This window comes from Streptomyces sp. NBC_00237, assembly GCF_026342435.1.
Classification (GTDB): Bacteria; Actinomycetota; Actinomycetes; order Streptomycetales; family Streptomycetaceae; genus Streptomyces.
In genome coordinates this window covers 164,160-181,342 of the sequence record NZ_JAPEMT010000001.1, presented here as the reverse complement: position 1 = coordinate 181,342, position 17,183 = coordinate 164,160, and the positions used below count along the sequence as shown (strand labels likewise).

General features: G+C 71.3%; 10 protein-coding genes. 6 read left to right on the top strand and 4 right to left on the bottom strand.

Annotated features, from left to right (window positions below; translation table 11 throughout):
* Window positions 1–148 precede the first annotated feature (148 nt).
* The 4 genes from OG897_RS00810 (at window position 149) to OG897_RS00795 (ending at window position 8,156) form a co-directional block, all read left to right on the top strand.
* The gene (locus tag OG897_RS00810) at window positions 149–1,657 is read left to right on the top strand and encodes a cytochrome ubiquinol oxidase subunit I (protein WP_266651839.1); all 1,509 of its coding nucleotides are present in this window, start codon (window positions 149–151) and stop codon (window positions 1,655–1,657) included.
* 15 nt (window positions 1,658–1,672) lie between these two features.
* Window positions 1,673–2,674, top strand: coding sequence for a cytochrome d ubiquinol oxidase subunit II (gene cydB, locus OG897_RS00805; protein WP_266651837.1), 1,002 nt, complete (start codon window positions 1,673–1,675; stop codon window positions 2,672–2,674).
* Window positions 2,675–2,714: 40 nt separating this feature from the next.
* Window positions 2,715–6,224 carry a thiol reductant ABC exporter subunit CydD gene (cydD, locus tag OG897_RS00800; RefSeq protein ID WP_266651835.1) on the top strand — a complete coding sequence of 1,170 codons (3,510 nt, stop codon included), beginning with the start codon at window positions 2,715–2,717 and terminating at the stop codon, window positions 6,222–6,224.
* A gap of 195 nt (window positions 6,225–6,419) precedes the next feature.
* A complete protein-coding gene (locus tag OG897_RS00795; RefSeq protein WP_266651833.1) occupies window positions 6,420–8,156 on the top strand; it encodes a GAF domain-containing sensor histidine kinase in 1,737 nt (578 codons plus the stop codon).
* A 102-nt stretch (window positions 8,157–8,258) separates the two neighbouring features.
* Here OG897_RS00795 and OG897_RS00790 read toward each other — a convergent pair whose 3' ends face one another.
* Window positions 8,259–9,137 (bottom strand): HAD family hydrolase, encoded by an 879-nt coding sequence (locus OG897_RS00790; RefSeq protein ID WP_266651831.1) that lies wholly within the window; start codon window positions 9,135–9,137, stop codon window positions 8,259–8,261.
* A 362-nt stretch (window positions 9,138–9,499) separates the two neighbouring features.
* Between OG897_RS00790 and OG897_RS00785 the strand changes: the two genes are divergently transcribed.
* Window positions 9,500–11,380, top strand: coding sequence for an HSP90 family protein (locus tag OG897_RS00785; protein ID WP_266651829.1), 1,881 nt, complete (start codon window positions 9,500–9,502; stop codon window positions 11,378–11,380).
* Window positions 11,377–14,415, top strand: coding sequence for a tetratricopeptide repeat protein (locus OG897_RS00780; protein ID WP_266651827.1), 3,039 nt, complete (start codon window positions 11,377–11,379; stop codon window positions 14,413–14,415). Before OG897_RS00785 ends, OG897_RS00780 begins: the two co-directional genes overlap by 4 nt.
* 114 nt (window positions 14,416–14,529) lie before the next feature.
* Here OG897_RS00780 and OG897_RS00775 read toward each other — a convergent pair whose 3' ends face one another.
* The 3 genes from OG897_RS00775 to OG897_RS00765 form a co-directional block, all read right to left on the bottom strand.
* Window positions 14,530–15,435, bottom strand: coding sequence for an LLM class flavin-dependent oxidoreductase (locus OG897_RS00775; protein WP_266651825.1), 906 nt, complete (start codon window positions 15,433–15,435; stop codon window positions 14,530–14,532).
* A 99-nt stretch (window positions 15,436–15,534) separates the two neighbouring features.
* Complete coding sequence (locus OG897_RS00770; RefSeq protein ID WP_266651823.1) at window positions 15,535–16,095, bottom strand: RNA 2'-phosphotransferase; 561 nt, start codon at window positions 16,093–16,095, stop codon at window positions 15,535–15,537.
* A gap of 135 nt (window positions 16,096–16,230) precedes the next feature.
* On the bottom strand, window positions 16,231–17,175 hold the full coding sequence (locus tag OG897_RS00765) for a MerR family transcriptional regulator (RefSeq protein WP_266651821.1): 945 nt from the start codon (window positions 17,173–17,175) through the stop codon (window positions 16,231–16,233).
* Window positions 17,176–17,183: the final 8 nt, after the last annotated feature.

Here is a 17,183-nt window from a genome sequence, read left to right as displayed (position 1 = left end):
AAGCGTGTCCCTGTTCGTCCCTCGATTTGTGGGATTAAAGGGGCAAACTGCCCCCGTGATCTATCCGTGGATCGTGTTCTGACCGTGAACGCGGCTGCGGCTGCGGTGTGGCTGTAGCTGTGGCTTCGGCGACGTAAGGAGAGACGACGTGGAGCTGGCACTGGCGCCAGAGACCCTCGCGCGATGGCAGTTCGGTATCACCACCGTCTACCACTTCCTGTTCGTCCCCCTGACGATCTCGCTCGCCGCGCTCACCGCCGGCCTGCAGACCGCCTGGGTGCGGACCAACAAGGAGAAGTACCTCAAGGCGACCAAGTTCTGGGGGAAGCTCTTCCTCATCAACATCGCGATGGGGGTGGTCACCGGCATCGTGCAGGAGTTCCAGTTCGGCATGAACTGGTCCGACTACTCGCGCTTCGTCGGTGACATCTTCGGAGCGCCTCTGGCCTTCGAGGCGCTGATCGCCTTCTTCTTCGAATCGACCTTCATCGGGCTGTGGATCTTCGGCTGGGACAAGCTGCCCAAGAAGATCCACCTCGCCTGCATCTGGCTGGTGTCGATCGGCACGATCCTCTCGGCGTACTTCATCCTGGCGGCCAACTCCTGGATGCAGCATCCGGTCGGCTACCGGATCAACAAGGAGCGCGGCAGGGCGGAGCTCACCGACTTCTGGAAGGTGCTCACCCAGGACACCGCGCTCACCCAGTTCTTCCACACCATCACCGCTGCGTTCCTGGTCGGCGGCGCGTTTCTGGTCGGCATCGCCGCCTTCCACCTGGCGCGCAAGAGGCACATCCCGGTGATGCGGACCTCGCTGCGGCTCGGCCTGGTCACCGTGGTGATCGCCGGACTGATGACCGCGATCAGCGGTGACACGCTCGGCAAGGTCATGTACAAGCAGCAGCCGATGAAGATGTCGGCGGCCGAGGCCCTGTGGGAGGGCGAGGCTCCCGCACCCTTCTCGATCTTCGCCATCGGCGACGTGGACAAGGGGCACAACCGGGTCGCCATCGAGGTCCCCGGAATACTGTCCTTCCTCGCCCACAACAACTTCACCGAGTACGTCCCCGGCATCAACGAGATCAACAAGTCGGAGCAGGAGAAGTTCGGCCCCGGCGACTACCGGCCCAACATCCCGGTCGCCTACTGGAGCTTCCGCTGGATGATCGGCTTCGGCATGGCGTCCTTCGGCCTCGGCATTCTGGGGCTCTGGCTGACCAGGAAGAAGTTCCTGCTGCCACCGGGCCTGCGGACGGGTGAGGACGAAGTGCCGAACCTGGTGCTCTTCCGCAAGAAGGCCCTGAGCCCACGCCTCGCGTCCATGTACTGGATCGTCGCGCTGTGGACCATGCTCTTCCCGCTGATCGCCAACTCGTGGGGCTGGATCTTCACCGAGATGGGCCGTCAGCCCTGGGTCGTCTACGGCGTTCTCAAGACCTCGGCGGCGGTCTCCCCCGGCGTCTCGCAGGGCGAGGTCCTCACGTCGATGATCGTCTTCACCCTGCTGTACGCGGTGCTCGCCGTGATCGAGGTCCGGCTCCTCGTGAAGTACGTGAAGCTCGGCCCGCCGGAACTCACCGAGGCCGACCTCAACCCACCCACGAAGATCGGCGGCGACGACCGCGATCCCGACCGGCCGATGGCCTTCTCGTACTAGGACTGGGGAACTGCTGTGGAACTCCACGACGTCTGGTTCGTGCTCATCGCCGTCCTCTGGATCGGCTACTTCTTCCTGGAGGGCTTCGACTTCGGGATCGGTGTCCTCACCAAGCTGCTCGCCAAGGACCGCAAGGAACGACGGGTCCTGATCAACACCATCGGGCCGGTCTGGGACGGCAACGAGGTGTGGCTGCTGACCGCGGGCGGCGCGACCTTCGCCGCCTTCCCCGAGTGGTACGCCACCCTCTTCAGCGGCTTCTACCTGCCGCTGCTGCTCATCCTGGTCTGCCTGATCATCCGGGGTGTCGCCTTCGAATACCGGCACAAGCGGGACGAGGAGCGCTGGCAGACCAACTGGGAGCACGCGATCTTCTGGACCTCGCTGCTGCCCGCCTTCCTGTGGGGCGTCGCCTTCGGCAACATCGTGCACGGCGTGAAGATCGACAAGGACATGGAGTACGTCGGGAACTTCTTCGACCTGCTCAACCCGTACGCCCTGCTGGGCGGCCTGGTGACGCTGACGCTGTTCACCTTCCACGGGGCGGTGTTCGCCTCGCTCAAGACGGTCGGCGACATCCGGGTCCGGGCACGGGCACTGGCCGTGAAGCTCGGCCTGGTGACCGCCGTGCTGGCGCTGGTCTTCCTGATCTGGACCCAGATCGACAACGGCGACACCGGCAGCCTCGTCGCGCTGATCGTGGCGGCGCTCTCGCTGGTCGCGGCGATCGCCCTGATCGCGGCCGGGCGTGAGGGATGGTCGTTCGCCCTGTCGGGGGTGACCATCGCGGCGGCGGTCGCCATGCTGTTCCTGACGCTCTTCCCGAACGTCATGCCGTCCTCGCTGAACGACGCCTGGAACCTCACGGTCACCAACGCCTCGTCCAGCCCGTACACCCTGAAGATCATGACCTGGTGCGCCGGTATCGCCACTCCGGTGGTGATGCTCTACCAGGGGTGGACGTACTGGGTGTTCCGCAAGCGGATCGGCACGCAGCACATCGCGGATGCGCACTGATGCAGTTGCTCTTCGTTCTCGCCAGTGGGGGATGTTTCACGTGAAACCGATCGACCCGCGTCTGCTCAGGTACGCCCGTGCCACCCGCTTCTTCCTCGGAGCGGTCGTGGTCCTCGGACTCGCAGGCGCGGGTCTGGTCGTTGCCCAGGCGATGCTCATCGCCGAGGTGGTGGTCGGAGGCTTCAAGGACGGTCTTGACTCCTCCGAGGTGCTGACTCCGCTGCTCCTGCTGGCCGCTGTCGCGCTCGGACGGGCGCTGGTGGCCTGGCTGACCGAACTCGCCGCCCACCGGGCGAGCGCGGCGGTCAAGTCCGAGCTGCGGGGGCGGCTGCTGGAGCGGGCGGCGGGGCTCGGGCCCGGTTGGCTTGGTGGACAGCGGGTCGGGTCGCTGGTGGCGCTCGCGACGCGGGGTGTCGATGCGCTCGACGACTACTTCTCGCGCTACCTGCCCCAGTTGGGGCTCGCCGTCGTGGTACCGGTGGCGGTGCTCGCTCGGATCGTCACCGAGGACTGGGTGTCGGCGGCGATCATCGTGGTGACGCTGCCGCTGATCCCGCTGTTCATGATCCTGATCGGCTGGGCCACCCAGTCCCGGATGGACCGTCAGTGGAAGCTGCTGTCGCGGCTGTCCGGGCATTTCCTGGACGTGGTCGCCGGACTGCCGACACTCAAGGTCTTCGGGCGGGCCAAGGCGCAGGCCGAGCAGATCCGGGCCATCACCGCCGAGTACCGGCGGGCCACCATGAAGACGCTGCGGATCGCCTTCCTGTCGTCGTTCGCGCTGGAGCTGCTGGCCACGTTGTCGGTCGCACTGGTCGCCGTCACCATCGGTATGCGGCTCGTGCACGGCGAGCTGGATCTGTACACGGGGCTGGTGATCCTGATCCTGGCCCCCGAGGCGTATCTGCCGCTGCGGCAGGTCGGGGCGCAGTACCACGCTGCCGCCGAGGGGCTGGCGGCTGCCGAGGAGATCTTCGCCGTACTGGAGACCGAGCTGCCCGAGGGCGGCGCGGGGGACGCTCCGGCGGGCGGCGCACTGCGGGTCGAGGGCGTGACCGTACAGCACGAAGGGCGTACGGCGGCCTCACTGGAGTCGGCCTCGCTGGAGGTCCGTGAAGGCGAGACGGTCGCCCTGGTCGGGCCCAGTGGGGCGGGCAAGTCGACGCTGCTGAACGCGGTGCTGGGCTTCGTGCCGCTGGAGGCGGGGCGGGTGCTGGTCGGGGACACCGACCTGGCGACCGTGGACCCGGAGAAGTGGCGGGCGCGGGTGGCATGGGTGCCGCAGCGACCGCACCTCTTCGCGGGGACCGTCGCCGAGAACGTACGGCTGGCGCGACCGGAGGCCGACGACGAGGCGGTGCGGGAGGCACTGCGTGACGCCGGGGCGTACGACTTCGTGGCCGCGCTGCCGCAGGGTGCGGAGACCCTGCTCGGGGAGGACGGGGCCGGGCTCTCCGCCGGTCAGCGGCAACGGGTGGCGTTGGCGCGGGCGTTCCTGGCCGACCGGCCCGTGCTGCTTCTCGACGAGCCGACGGCCGCGCTGGACGGCGAGACCGAGGAGGGCATCGTCGAAGCGGTGCGGCGGCTGGCGGTCGGACGCACGGTGCTGCTGGTCGTGCATCGTCCGGCGTTGCTGGCGGTGGCCGACCGGGTGGTGGAGCTGGGCGGGGCAGGTGCTGTTCCGGCGAGGGCGGCGGGCCCTGCGGTTTCTGAGGTTTCTGCGGGCGATGTTTCACGTGAAACAGTCGCGGGCCCGGTTGCCGTTGTCCGGGCGGCGGATGTTTCACGTGAAACAGGGCCGGGTGTGCGAGGCGGCGTGCTGCGCCGCGTACGTCGTGACGCGGGCGAGCAGCGGGGGCGGCTGGCGCTGGCGCTGCTCCTCGGGAGCCTCGCGCTGGGGTCGGCCGTGGGGCTCATGGCGGTGTCCGGGTGGCTGATCTCCCGGGCTTCCGAGCAGCCTCCGGTGCTGTATCTGATGATGGCGGTCACCGCGACGCGGGCCTTCGGTATCGGGCGGGCCGTGTTCCGGTACGCGGAGCGGCTGGTGTCGCATGAGGCGGTGCTGCGGATGCTCGCGGACATGCGGGTCGCCGTGTACCGGCGGCTGGAGCGGATCGCCCCGGCCGGACTGCGGGAGACCCGGCGCGGGGACCTGCTGTCGCGGTTGGTCGCTGATGTGGACGCGTGGCAGGACTACTGGCTGAGGTGGCTGCTGCCTGTCGGTGCTGCGGCCCTGGTGGGTGTGGCAGCCGTGGGCTTCACCGGTTGGATGCTCCCGGAGGCCGGGGCGGTGCTGGCCGTGGGACTGCTGGTCGCGGGGGTCGGTGTGCCGCTGGTGAGCGGTGCGGCGGCACGGCGGGCGGAGCGGCAGCTGGCCCCGGCGCGGGGGGTGCTGGCCGTGCGGGTCGCGGACCTGCTCGGCGGGGTGGGCGAGCTGACGGTGGCGGGGGCGCTGCGGCGCAGACTGGCCGCCGTGCGGGACGCGGACGGGGTGCTGACCCGGATCGCTTCGCGCGGGGCGTCGGCCACCGCGCTGGGCGGCGGCCTCTCGGCGCTGGTGTGCGGGCTGACCGTGGTCGGGGCGGCCTGGGCCGGGGTGCAGGCCGTGGCCGACGGGCGGCTGGCCGGGGTGCAGCTCGCGGTGGTGGTGCTGACGCCACTGGCCGCGTTCGAGGCGGTGACCGGGCTGCCGCTGGCGGTGCAGTACCGGCAGCGGGTGCGGCGCAGCGCGGAGCGGGTGTACGAGGTGGTGGACGCGCCGCTTCCCGTGCGGGAGCCGGAGATGCCCGGGACGTTGCCCGCGTCGTACTTCCCGGTGGAGGTGCGGGGCCTGTCCGCCCGGTACGCCGGGCAGGAGCGGGACGCGCTGGACGGGCTGGACCTGACGCTGGAGGCCGGGAAGCGGATCGCGGTGGTCGGCGCGAGCGGGGCCGGGAAGACGACCCTGGCGCAGGTGCTGCTGCGGTTCCTGGACGCCGGGGCCGGAACGTACACGATCGGCGGGACGGCCGCCGGCTCGCTCGACGGCGACGACGTACGGAAGGTGGTCGGTCTGTGCGCGCAGGACGCGCACCTCTTCGACAGTTCGGTACGGGAGAACCTGCGACTGGCCAGGACCGGCGCGGACGACGCGCAGCTCCTGGAGGCCCTCGGCCGGGCCCGGCTGCGGGACTGGGTCGAGGCGCTTCCCGAGGGACTCGACACTCTGGTCGGCGAGCACGGGGCGCGGCTGTCCGGCGGGCAGCGGCAGCGGCTCGCGCTGGCCAGGGCGCTGCTGGCCGACTTCCCCGTGCTCGTACTGGACGAACCGGCCGAGCACCTGGACCTGGCGACGGCGGACGCGCTGACGGGGGACCTCCTGACCGCCACCGAGGGACGTACGACCGTGCTGATCACGCACCGGCTGCAAGGGCTGGAGGCGGTGGACGAGGTGGTCGTGCTGGACGCGGGACGGGTGGTGCAGCGCGGGGACTTCGTGGCGCTGGCTGCCGCTGAAGGTCCGTTGCGGCGGATGCTGGAGCGGGAGAGGGCGGCGGAGCCGGTGGCGTAGGGAGAAGCCGCAGGCCGTGAGGTAGCGGGCGAAGGGCGGAGGGCGCGGCTGCGGGGGGTGGTTCCTCGCATGGTGGCTTGGCGGAGCCGTGAGGGGACCCCGGAGGGGCCGTAAGCGGCCGACCGGCACCGTAAGCGGTCGAACCGCGCGCACGTCGACTTTCCCCTTTAAATCGGACTAACTAGTCTCAAGGGCATGTCAGCGCAGCAGGACCCGCTCGTATCCGGCGACTCGTCCACCCCACAGGACTCCCTCGACGCCGCGACTCAGGCGACCCGCAGCCTGCAAGGGCTGTCGACCGAGCTCACCGCACGGGTGCCGCAGCTGCTGGAGGCGATGCGGTCGGTGGGCACGGGCCTCGAACTGCACTCCACCCTCGACCGCATCTGTGAGACCGCCGCCGAACTGGCGGACGCCCGCTACGCGGCGATCGGTGTCGTCGACGACGAGGGCGACGGGCTCTCCGACTTCGTGACCTACGGAGTGACCGTCGAGGAGGCCGCCGCCATCGGCCGGCTGCCCGACGGGCACAAGGGGTTGCTCGGGGCGCTGATCAGGGACCCGGAGCCGCTGCGGCTCGCGGACCTGACGGCCGACCCCCGGTTCGCCGGATTCCCCGCGCACCACCCGCCGATGCGGACCTTCCTCGGGGTGCCCATCAGGGTGCAGGGCAAGATCTTCGGCAACCTCTACCTCGCCGAGAAGAACGGTGGCGGCGAGTTCAACGACTACGACCTGCACATGCTGCGGGTGCTGGCCACCGAGGCCGGGATCGCCATCGGCAACGCCCGTCTCTACGAGGAGGCCCGGCAACGGGAGCGGTGGATCGACGGCTCGGTCGCCGTGACGACGGCGCTGCTGTCCGGCGGTGACGTCGACGACGCGCTCACCGTGGTCGCCGAGCAGGCGCGGCGGCTGGCGGACTCGGCGGCCGGGATGGTGCTGCTGCCCACCGAGGACGGCGGACTGGAGATCGCGGCGGTCTCCTCCGACAGGCCCGGTGAGGCGCTGGGCAAGGTGATGCCGTCGGAGAGCCCGATCGTGGGGCTGCTGCTGGGCGGCGAGTCGGTGTTCGTCAGCGATTCCGCCACCGACCCGCGCATGATCACCAAGCTGTCCGCGCGGTACGGGCCGAGCATGCTGCTCCCCCTGCACAGCGGCGGTCGGGTGATGGGCGCGCTGGCGACTCCTCGGGCGCGGGGTGCGAAGACGTTCACCGAGGCGGAGCGGACGCTGGCCACCCAGTTCGCCTCGCAGGCGGCGCTGGCGTTGGTGATGGCCGAGTCACAGCGCGACCGCGAACGCCTCGCCGTGTACGAGGACCGCGATCGCATCGCCCGTGACCTGCACGATCTCGTCATCCAGCGGCTGTTCGCGACCGGGATGATGCTGGAGAGCGCCCAGCGCAGGTCGGTCGTGCCGGAGGTCCAGGAGGGCGTCGGCAAGGCGGTGGACGAACTGGACGTGACGATCCAGGAGATCCGCACGGCGATCTTCGCCCTCCAGCAGGGGCCCGCCGAGGCGCCGTCCGGGCTGCGCACCAAGGTGCTGCGGGAGATCAACATGGCGGCGGTGCCGCTGGGCTTCAAGCCCTCGCACCACTTCGTGGGACCGGTGGACGCGCTGGTCGGCGAGCTGACCGGCAAGAACCTGATTGCGGCGCTGCGGGAGGCGCTGTCGAACGCCTTCCGGCACGCCGAGGCGTCCCGCATCGAGGTCGTCGTGGACGCGACGGCGGTGCTGGACGACGGGCAGCGTGCGGTACGGCTCACCGTCGCGGACGACGGGGTCGGCATCCCGGAGGGCGGCAGGCGCAGCGGTCTGCGGAACCTGGGACGGCGGGCCGAGGCGCTGGGCGGGTCCAGCACGTACGGTCCGGGGCTGGGCGAGGACGGCGGGGGGACGACGGTGGTGTGGGAGGCGCCGCTGTAGGGCGGTGGGTGCGGCACGTGGGCACGGGTAAGGGGCGTACTCCCGGAGTACGCCCCTTACCCGTAGCGCTTGCGGTGGCTATCGCTACGGGTACTGCCAGTGCTACCGCTCGGTGAGGATCTGCTCGATGACCGCCGCGACACCGTCCTCCTCGTTGGGAGCCGTACGCCCCGAGGCGACGGCCAGGACCGCCGGGTGGGCGTTGCCCATGGCGTACGAGCGGCCCGCCCAGGCCAGCATCTCGATGTCGTTCGGCATGTCGCCGAAGGCGACGACCTCCTCCGGGGCGATACCGCGCTCGGCGCAGCAGCGGGCCAGGGTGCTCGCCTTGGAGACACCGGGGCCGCTGATCTCCAGGAGCGCGGTCGGGCTGGAGCGGGTGACCGTGCCGAGGCTGCCGACGGCTTCCCTGGCCAGGTCCAGGAAGTCGTCCGGGGTGATCGCGGGGTGGTGGGCGAGCAGCTTCACCACGGGGGCGCCCTCTCCCGGGACCTCCTCGTGCAGCAGCTCTTCGGCGGTTCCGATGCCCGCGGCCGGGTCGAACAGGAACGGCGGGTAGCCCGGCTCGTAATGGATGCCCGTGGTCAGTTCCACGGCGAAGGTCGTGCCGGGCGCGGCGGCGCGGAGCGCCTCCACGGTCGCGCGGGCGTCGGCGCGCTCCAAGGGACGGACCTCGATGATCTTGCCGCCCGCGTGCAGGTCGACGACGGCCGCGCCGTTGGCGCAGATGGCCAGGCCGTGCCCGTGGACGTGCGCGCTGACGACGTCCATCCAGCGGGCCGGGCGGCCGGTGACGAAGAAGACCTCGATCCCGGCGGCTTCGGCGGCGGCCAGGGCGGCGACGGTGCGCTCGGAGACGGATTTGTCGTCGCGCAGCAGCGTGCCGTCCAGGTCGGTGGCGATCAGGCGGACCGGCACGGTGGCGCCTGCGGCACCGTGCCCGTCGGCCGGGCGGGGGCGGGGATCGGTAGCTGAGGTCACTGCTTCATCTTCCCGCATGAAGCGCACGGACGTGCGAAAGGGTGCACATATGAGGGGGCGCATACGGAGCGTAAGGTTCCGGCATCGGCCCGCCCGTGCCGTCCCCGTGTCCCCCCTGCGCCACCCCTGTGTCCCCCCTGCGCCGTCTCCGCGCCGTTCCCCTTTCGTTCTCGTTCCGTTCCCGCGCCGTCGGAATTCCCTGGGGCATTGTCAGTGCCCCCACCTACGATGTTCATCAATTCCGGGTCCTGCCCGTCGCGATGCGATCGGCGGCATGGGCCGGACGGCCGTCGCGATTCGTCAGGGGGGACCCAGCGATTCGTCCGAGCCCACGCAGCCATCCACAGACGCGAGGTGATTCGGTGAACCCGAATACGCAGACAGACACCCCCCGGAATCCCGACGAGCCCGAGGTCAACACCTTCCAGGTCGACCTGCGCGGTCTCGTCGACCTGCTCTCCCACCACCTGTACTCCAGCCCTCGCGTCTACGTCCGCGAGCTGCTGCAGAACGCCGTGGACGCCTCCACCGCCCGCCGCGGCCTCGACCCCGAAGCCCCGGTCCGCATCCGGCTGAGCGCCGCCGCCGACGGGGCCGTCACCATCGAGGACAGCGGTATCGGCCTCACCTCCGACGAGGTGCACACCCTGCTCGCCACCATCGGACGCAGCTCCAAGCGGGACGGCCTGGAGGGTGCCCGCCGCGAGTTCCTCGGCCAGTTCGGCATCGGCCTGCTCGCCTGCTTCGTGGTCGCCCGGCAGATCCGCGTCATCTCCCGGTCCGCGCGCACCCCCGACGCGCCGCCCGTGGAGTGGCTCGCCGCCGACGACGGGTCGTACACCGTACGGACGCTGCCCGACGACGCCCGCCCCGAGCCCGGCACCACCGTGCACCTCCAGCCGCGCCCCGGTGCCGAAGAGTGGACGCAGGCCGCCCGCGTGGAGGAGCTGGCGAAGGACTTCGGCTCCCTGCTCCCGTACGACGTCACCTTCACCGGGCCCGACGGCGGGGTCCGCCCGGTCACCGACCGGCCCGCCGTCTGGGACCGGGGGTACCCGACGCCCACGGCCCGCCGCGTCGCGCTTGCCGGGCACTGCGCGCAGACCTTCGGGTTCACCCCGCTCGACAGCATCGACCTGGACCTTCCGGTCGCCGGGGTGCGCGGCGTCGCGTACGTCCTGCCGTCGGCGACCAGCCCGGCCCACCGTGCCGCGCACCGCGTCTACCTCAAGGGCATGCTGCTCACCGACCGCGCGGACAACCTGCTGCCCGACTGGGCCTTCTTCGTCCGCGTCGTCCTCGACACGGACACCCTCCGGCCCACCGCGTCCCGCGAGAACCTCTACGACGACGAGACGCTGGACGCCGTACGGGAAGCCCTGGGGATGCGGATCAGGGAGTGGCTGGCCGAGCTCGCGGCCGGTGACCCGGACCGGCTCGCCTCGTTCCTCGCCGTGCACCACCTGGGTGTGAAGTCCCTCGCCCGGCACGACGCGGACCTGCTGGAACTGATGCTGCCCTGGCTGCCGTTCGAGACCAGTGACGGACGGCTCACCCTGGACGAGTTTGCCCGCGCCCATCCCGAGGTGCACTTCACGCGCACCGTGGAGGAGTTCCGCCAGGTCGCCCCGATCGCCGCCGCGCACGGTCTGGGAGTGGTCAACGGCGGCTACACGTACGACGCCGAACTGGTCGAACTCCTGCCGCAGGTGCGCAAGGACGTGAAGGTCAGCGAGCTCGACGCCGGGGCCGTCACCGCGCACCTCGATCCGGTCGCCCCGCAGCAGGAGCTGGCCTTCGCCTCCTTCCTCGCCACCGCCAGGACCCGGCTCGACCCGCTGGGCTGCGACGTCGTCCTGCGCGGGTTCCAGCCGGTGACGGTGCCCGCGCTCTTCCTCGACGACCGTCAGGCCCGGCACGAACGCGACCGTGCGGACGCCGAGGCGAACGCCGACAGCCTGTGGACCGGCATCCTCGGCGCGCTGCGCGGCTCCGTGCCCCGCGCCCGTCTCGTCCTCAACCACAACAACCCCCTGGTCCGGAAGATCGCCGCGATACCCGAAGCCGACCTGGCGGGGACGGCCGTCGAGTCGCTGTACGGCCAGGCCCTGCTGATGTCGCAGCGCCCGCTGCGCCCCGCCGACACCTCGCTGCTCAACCGGGCCTTCCTCGGCCTCCTGGAGTGGGCGACCCACCCGATCGCGAACGCCGCCGACGCGGAGAAGAAGGAGGACGGCAAGTGAGCACCCCCGAGTCCACCGGGCCCCAGTCGGCCGATCGAATACGGCAGGCGATCTGGGAGAACCGCGAGTCCCCCAACGGCCTGCCGCGCAACTCCCGTGCCGAGGAACTGGTCTCCGCCGCCGAGCAGTCGGGCGAAGCCGAGCTGATCCGGCTCGCGCTCTTCAACCTCATCGACGCGTACGAGTTCTCCACCGAGCGCGGAAAGCTCATCGTGCCGTTCGCCCGCCTCCTCCAGGAGTGGGACCGCGACCCGTCCGGCTTCGACCAGTGGGACGTGCAGAGCCTGCACTGGCGGTTCAAGTGGGTCGGCTCCGGGATGCTCGACCTGCCGGAGATACCCCTGGACTCCATCCGGCAGTGGCAGCAGGAGATGGGCCGCCGGTTCGCCGTCGCCGGGTACAGCCCGCGCGCCGTGCGCCAGTCCGCGTACTACCTCGCGTACGAGATCGGCGACGACGAGGCCGCCGACCGGCACCTCGCCGAGTGGACCGCCGCTGACCGCGACCAGATGAGCGACTGCCACGCCTGCGAACTGAACGAGCAGGGCGGCTACTGGGCCCGCCGGGGCGAGGACGAGAAGGCCCTCGACACGTGGGCTCCGGTGCTGGACGGCACGCACACGTGCGCGGAGGAACCGCACCGGGTACTCGCGGAGGCACTGGTTCCGCTGGTCCGGCTAGGCCGCCTCGACGAGGCCCGCGCGAGCCACCTGCGCGGCTACCGCATGGCCAAGGGCAACGAGAGCCTGCTCCGCAGCATCGGCCACCACCTGGAGTTCTGCGCGCTCACCGGGAACGAGGCGCGCGGCCTGGAGATCCTCGCCGAGCACGCCACCCACCTGGGGCCGCTCAACGACGCGGACGCCCAACTGGGCTTCGGTGGCGGAGCGCTGGTGCTGCTGGGACGGCTGAAGGAGCTGGGACACGGGTCGCTTCCCGCGGCCCGCTACCAGGGCACCGACCGTACGGTCGCCGAACTGCACGACCTGCTGCTGGCCGACCTCACCGCGCTCACCGCCCGCTTCGACGCCCGCAACGGCACGGCGGCCAGCTCGACCCGGCTGGCGACGCGGCTCGGGCAGCGCCCCCTGGTGGAGGTGCTGCCGCTGGGGGTGCGGGCGGCGGTACCGGTCGCGGCTGGTTCCGTACGGCCTGGTGCCTCTGTGCGGTCTGCTGCTCCCGCGCCGTCCGTGGCGGAGGCGAGCACCGCCGAGACCGTCGAGGACATCGCCGTACGGGCAAGGGAATTGAGGGCCGCCGGGCACCCCGCCGCGGCAGAGCTCTGGGAGCGGATCGCGGTGCTGAGCGCGCGCGAGGACGCCTCGGTGCCGGACCGGCTGCTCTCCGCCGAACTGCTGGAGCACCGTGCGCTCACGATCGGCCGTGCCGGTGGGCAGCCTGTCCAGGACGGCACGGCACGGCGGCTGTTCGAGGAGGTCGTGGCGGCATTCCGGGCGATCGACGAGCCCGGCAGGGCCGCAGTCAACGGCGTACGGATCGCGGTCGCAGCCGTCCAGCAGGGCGCGCCCGACGAGGAGATACGGGCCGCACTGGACGCGGCGGCCACGCTCGTCGAGGAGATACCCGTCGACGACCCGCTGCGGCTGCGCCGGGTGGCCACGCTGGACCTGACCCGGATCAAGCTGGATGCCTTCGTCGCCCAGCGGGCCCACGCCCACCGCGGCGGTTCCGAGCACGACGGCGGTTCCGACGCGGAAGCCGGTGCGCGCTTCCTCGCGGCGATGTCCGGCTTCGTCACCGAGTACGGCACGGTCGAGGACGCCGGGGCCCTGGCCGACCTGGTCGCCGAGGCGGAGGCCGCGCTCGCGCACGAGGCGGTGAACACCCAGGACGGGGAGCGCGCCGAGGCCCTGCTGATCTCCGCCGCCCGGCGGAACCAGGACACGGGGAGGCCGTGGGAGGCCGTGGAGCCGCTGACCCGGCTCGCCAGGCTGCGCCTGATGCTGGGCCGCCCCGACCTGGCGGAGGAAGTGTCCCGTACGGCGCTGGAGTGCGCGGCCGATCTCACGGACGCCGACGAACTGGGCACCGTACGGCTGACCCTGGCGGAGGCGCTCTACCAGCAGGACGGCAAGGAGTCCGAGGCGGCGACCTACGCGCTGGAGGCGGCGCACTGGTTCGACGCGGCGGGTGAGGGGGCCGGGGCGGGGGCCTATGCGCGGCTGGTCCTGGCGCAGGCGTTCGGCGAGACCGGGCGGGCGGCGGAGGCCGCCGAGATCCTGGAGTCGGCGCTGCCCGACCTGCTGGAACACGGCGACGAGCAGGCCGTACGCGCGCGGGACACGCTCGGGCGAATGCTGCGGCAGCTCGGCGACGAGAAGGCGGCGGCCCAGCAGTACCTGCTGGCCGCGGAGCTGGCCGAGGCTTGGGACCACCCGGCGCCCAAGGCGCGGTTGGCCATGCTGGCGGGCGAGTGCCTCGCCGCCGCGGACGGTCTGGAGAAGCAGGCCGAGCAGGCGTACGAGCGGGCCGTCGAGCTGTGGCGGGAGGCGGGTGAGACCTTCGGGCACGTGCGCGCGCTGCGGGCGTTGGCGTGGCTCGCTGTCGAGACGCGGTACGACGAGGACGGCGTCGGCGGCGAGGACGAGGACGGCGTCGGCGGCGAGGACGAGGACGGCGTCGGCCTGCTGGGCGACGTCGACCGCGCGCGGGCGTTGATGGTCCAGGCCCTGGCGGCACTGGACGAGGACGGGCCCGAGCACCGTCTGGAGCGGGCCCGTACCTGGTCGCAGCTGTCGCAACTGCTCTACAACGAGGACGGCCTGGAGGCCGAGGCCGCCGAGTTGGGCATCCGGGCGGCGGAGGCACTGCGCGAGTTCGGACCCGAAGAGCTGCCGGAGCGTGCGAGCTGCGTCCTGCGGTCCGCCTGGGCGGAACAGGACCGGGGCCGCAAGGAGGAGGGGCGGGCACTGCTCGCAGCGTTCGTCGACGAACTCAAGGTCCTGGCCGAGGATTCCGATGAGGCCGCGGAGCTGCTCAAGCAGGTGGAGCAGCGGGTGGAGCACTACGGCTGAGCGGGTTGAGCGGGGCCGGGGATTGAGCGGGGCGAGGGTTGAGCGGGTCCGGGGGTGGTGCGGGGCGGGGATGATGCGGGGTCTGCCCGCACCACCCCCGCCCCGGCGATCCACCTAGCCCAGCTGCGCGAGCCCCTCGACCGCGATCTGCTCGAAGATCTTCTCGTCCGCGGCGAACTGCGTGTCCGCGATCGGCCAGTGCAGGACGATCTCGTCGAAGCCCAGCTCCGCGTGCCGTCCCGCGAAGTCGACGAAGGCGTCGACCGATTCCAGCGGCCGGTCCGGGGTGAATCCGGTGAGCAGGGTCTTGCCCAGCTCGCCGACGTCCCGTCCGACGGCCTCGCAGGCCGCGCCGAGCTTCGCCACCTGGGCCCGGATCGCCTCCAGGGACTCGTCCGGCGTGCCGTTCTCGGACAGCTTGGGGTCACCGGTGGTCACCCACGCCTGCCCGTGCTGGGCGGCCAGCTTCAGACCGCGCGGCCCGGTCGCCGCCACCGCGAACGGCAGGCGCGGCCGCTGTACGCAGCCGGGAATGTTCCGTACGTCCCCCGCCGACCAGAACGCGCCCGCGTAGGACACGGCGTCCTCGGTCAGCAGCCGGTCCAGCAGCCCCAGGAACTCGGCGAACCGGTCCGCCCGCTCGCGCGGCGTCCACGGCTCGGTTCCCTCGGGCACCAGGGCCGTCGCGTCGAACCCTGCGGCGCTGCCCGCGCCGATGCCCAGCGTGACGCGCCCGCCACTGATGTCGTCGAGCGAGATCAGCTCCTTGGCCAGGGTCACCGGGTGCCGGAAGTTCGGCGAGGTCACCAGGGTGCCCAGCCGGAGGGTCTCGGTCACGGAGGCGGCGGCCGTCAGCGTGGGCAGCGCCCCGAACCACGGGCCCTCCCGGAACGGCATCCTCCAGGTCAGGTGGTCGTAGGTGTACGCGGTGTGGAAGCCCAGCTCCTCGGCCCGCTGCCACACCTCCTTGCCGCCCTCGTGCCAACGACGGATGGGCAGAATCACAGTGCTCAGACGCATGATCCGACTGTACGGGCCGGGCTCACGACGCGGGGCTGCGCGGGCCTGGCTGCCATGGCCTGGCCTGGAATGACCTGGCATGGCCCGGTGGGGCCAGACCTACGGAGCGGGGAAACGCACGAATTCCACCGGCACCCGCGCCGTGAGCCACACCCCGTTGGCACTGACGCGGAAGGTGTGCCCCGCCCGGTACATCGCGCCGGTGTCCACGGACAGCACCACCGGACGGCCCCGGCGCGCACCGACCCGGGTGGCCGTCTCCCGGTCGGCCGACAGGTGCACGTCGTGCCGGGCCATCGGGCTCAGGCCGTCGGCGCGGATCGCCGCCACGGCCCGGGGGTGGGTGCCGTGGAAGAGGTACGCCGGAGGCTCGACCGGGGGCAGCGCCAGGTCGACCTCGACCGTGTGGCCCTGGCTGGCCCGGATCAGGGTGCCGCGCGCCTCGTCCTCCCGTACGGCGAAGCGCTTCTTGTCGTTGGTGGCGACGACGTGGTCCAGCTCGGCGCGGGTGAAGCGGAAGCCGTGCGCGGCGGCGGCCCGGACGAGGGTGTCGACTTCGACCCAGCCGTTCGTGTCGAGGGTGAGGCCGATGCGGTCGGGCTGATGACGCAGGTGCTTCGAGAGGTACTTCGACACCTTCACGATGCGGTGTTCATTCATCCGGTCAGAATCCCCGGCGGTGCAGCCCCGGTGCACCCGAATTCCGTTGGGCCGCGAGGAAGTTCGAGGTAATCCACAGCCAACCACCCTTTTCCACAAGGGAAATGCAAGATCTGTGGATAACTCATGCCCGATTTAGGGCGCTTCGTCAAGTTTCTCCCGATTGAGTTGTGTTGTTGACAACGCGTCCAAGGTCCTTGCCTGGAGCTCTCGTTCCGTGGCCGCCGCAACGAAAGCCGAAGCGTTCTCTGCCCCAACCAACGCCCGGACGGCGGCGATCGTTCCCGCCGGAAGCGCCAGTGCCTGCGGCCTTTCATCGGGCCCGGCGACCGGAGCGGCTCCGAGGTGCTGCTGAAGGTGGCGGGTCGCGAACAGCCGCATCGCTCTGGCCAGTTCCGCGTCCACGCTCTGCTGGGCGAGCGGTCGCAGCCGTCGTACGAGAGCGGCTGCCTCCGCTGCGTCCGCGTCCGTCGGCGGCGTGTGTCCCAGGTAGCGCGCGAAGACGTGCTCGGTGGTGAACTCCAGGAACCGGGCCGCTATGTGTTCGACCTGGCCCCGCAGTTCACGCAGGTGGCCGGAGATCGCGCGCAGCGGAACGCCCGACGCGTACAGCTCGGCAGCCACCGCCAGCTCCTGCGGCGAGGGCACCAGGAACTCGTCCTCCCGGCCCTCGATCCTTTCCAGCACGCCGAGTTCGACCGCTTCGGCGACTGCGGAGTCGTCGGGACGGCCGCCGAACCGCGCGTCCAGTTCCGCCCGAGTGATCCGGCTCGCCTCCTCGTCGGACCACGGCCCGCCGACCTCCGCGACGAGCCCGAGCACCCCGCCCAGCCCCCGGCCCGCGTCCCACGCCTCCAGCAGCTCCTTGATGCTGGCCAGCGTGTACCCGCGGTCCAGGAGGTCGGCGACCTGACGCAGCCGGGCCAGATGCACGTCCCCGTACACATTGGCCCGCCCGCGCCGCTCAGGCTTGGGGAGCAGCCCGCGGTCCTGGTAGGCGCGGATCGTCCTGACCGTGGCACCGCTGTGGTGCGCGAGGTCCTCGATCCGGTACTCGGCCTCCGCCTGTCGCCCGGACATGCCCACTC

What these genes read in the sequence shown, in the direction of transcription:
- OG897_RS00795 (WP_266651833.1), top strand. Translation starts at nt 6,420, where the DNA reads ATGTCAGCGCAGCAGGACCCGCTCGTATCCGGCGACTCGTCCACCCCA.
- OG897_RS00775 (WP_266651825.1), bottom strand. Translation starts at nt 15,435, where the DNA reads ATGCGTCTGAGCACTGTGATTCTGCCCATCCGTCGTTGGCACGAGGGC.
- OG897_RS00770 (WP_266651823.1), bottom strand. Translation starts at nt 16,095, where the DNA reads ATGAATGAACACCGCATCGTGAAGGTGTCGAAGTACCTCTCGAAGCAC.
- OG897_RS00765 (WP_266651821.1), bottom strand. Translation starts at nt 17,175, where the DNA reads ATGTCCGGGCGACAGGCGGAGGCCGAGTACCGGATCGAGGACCTCGCG.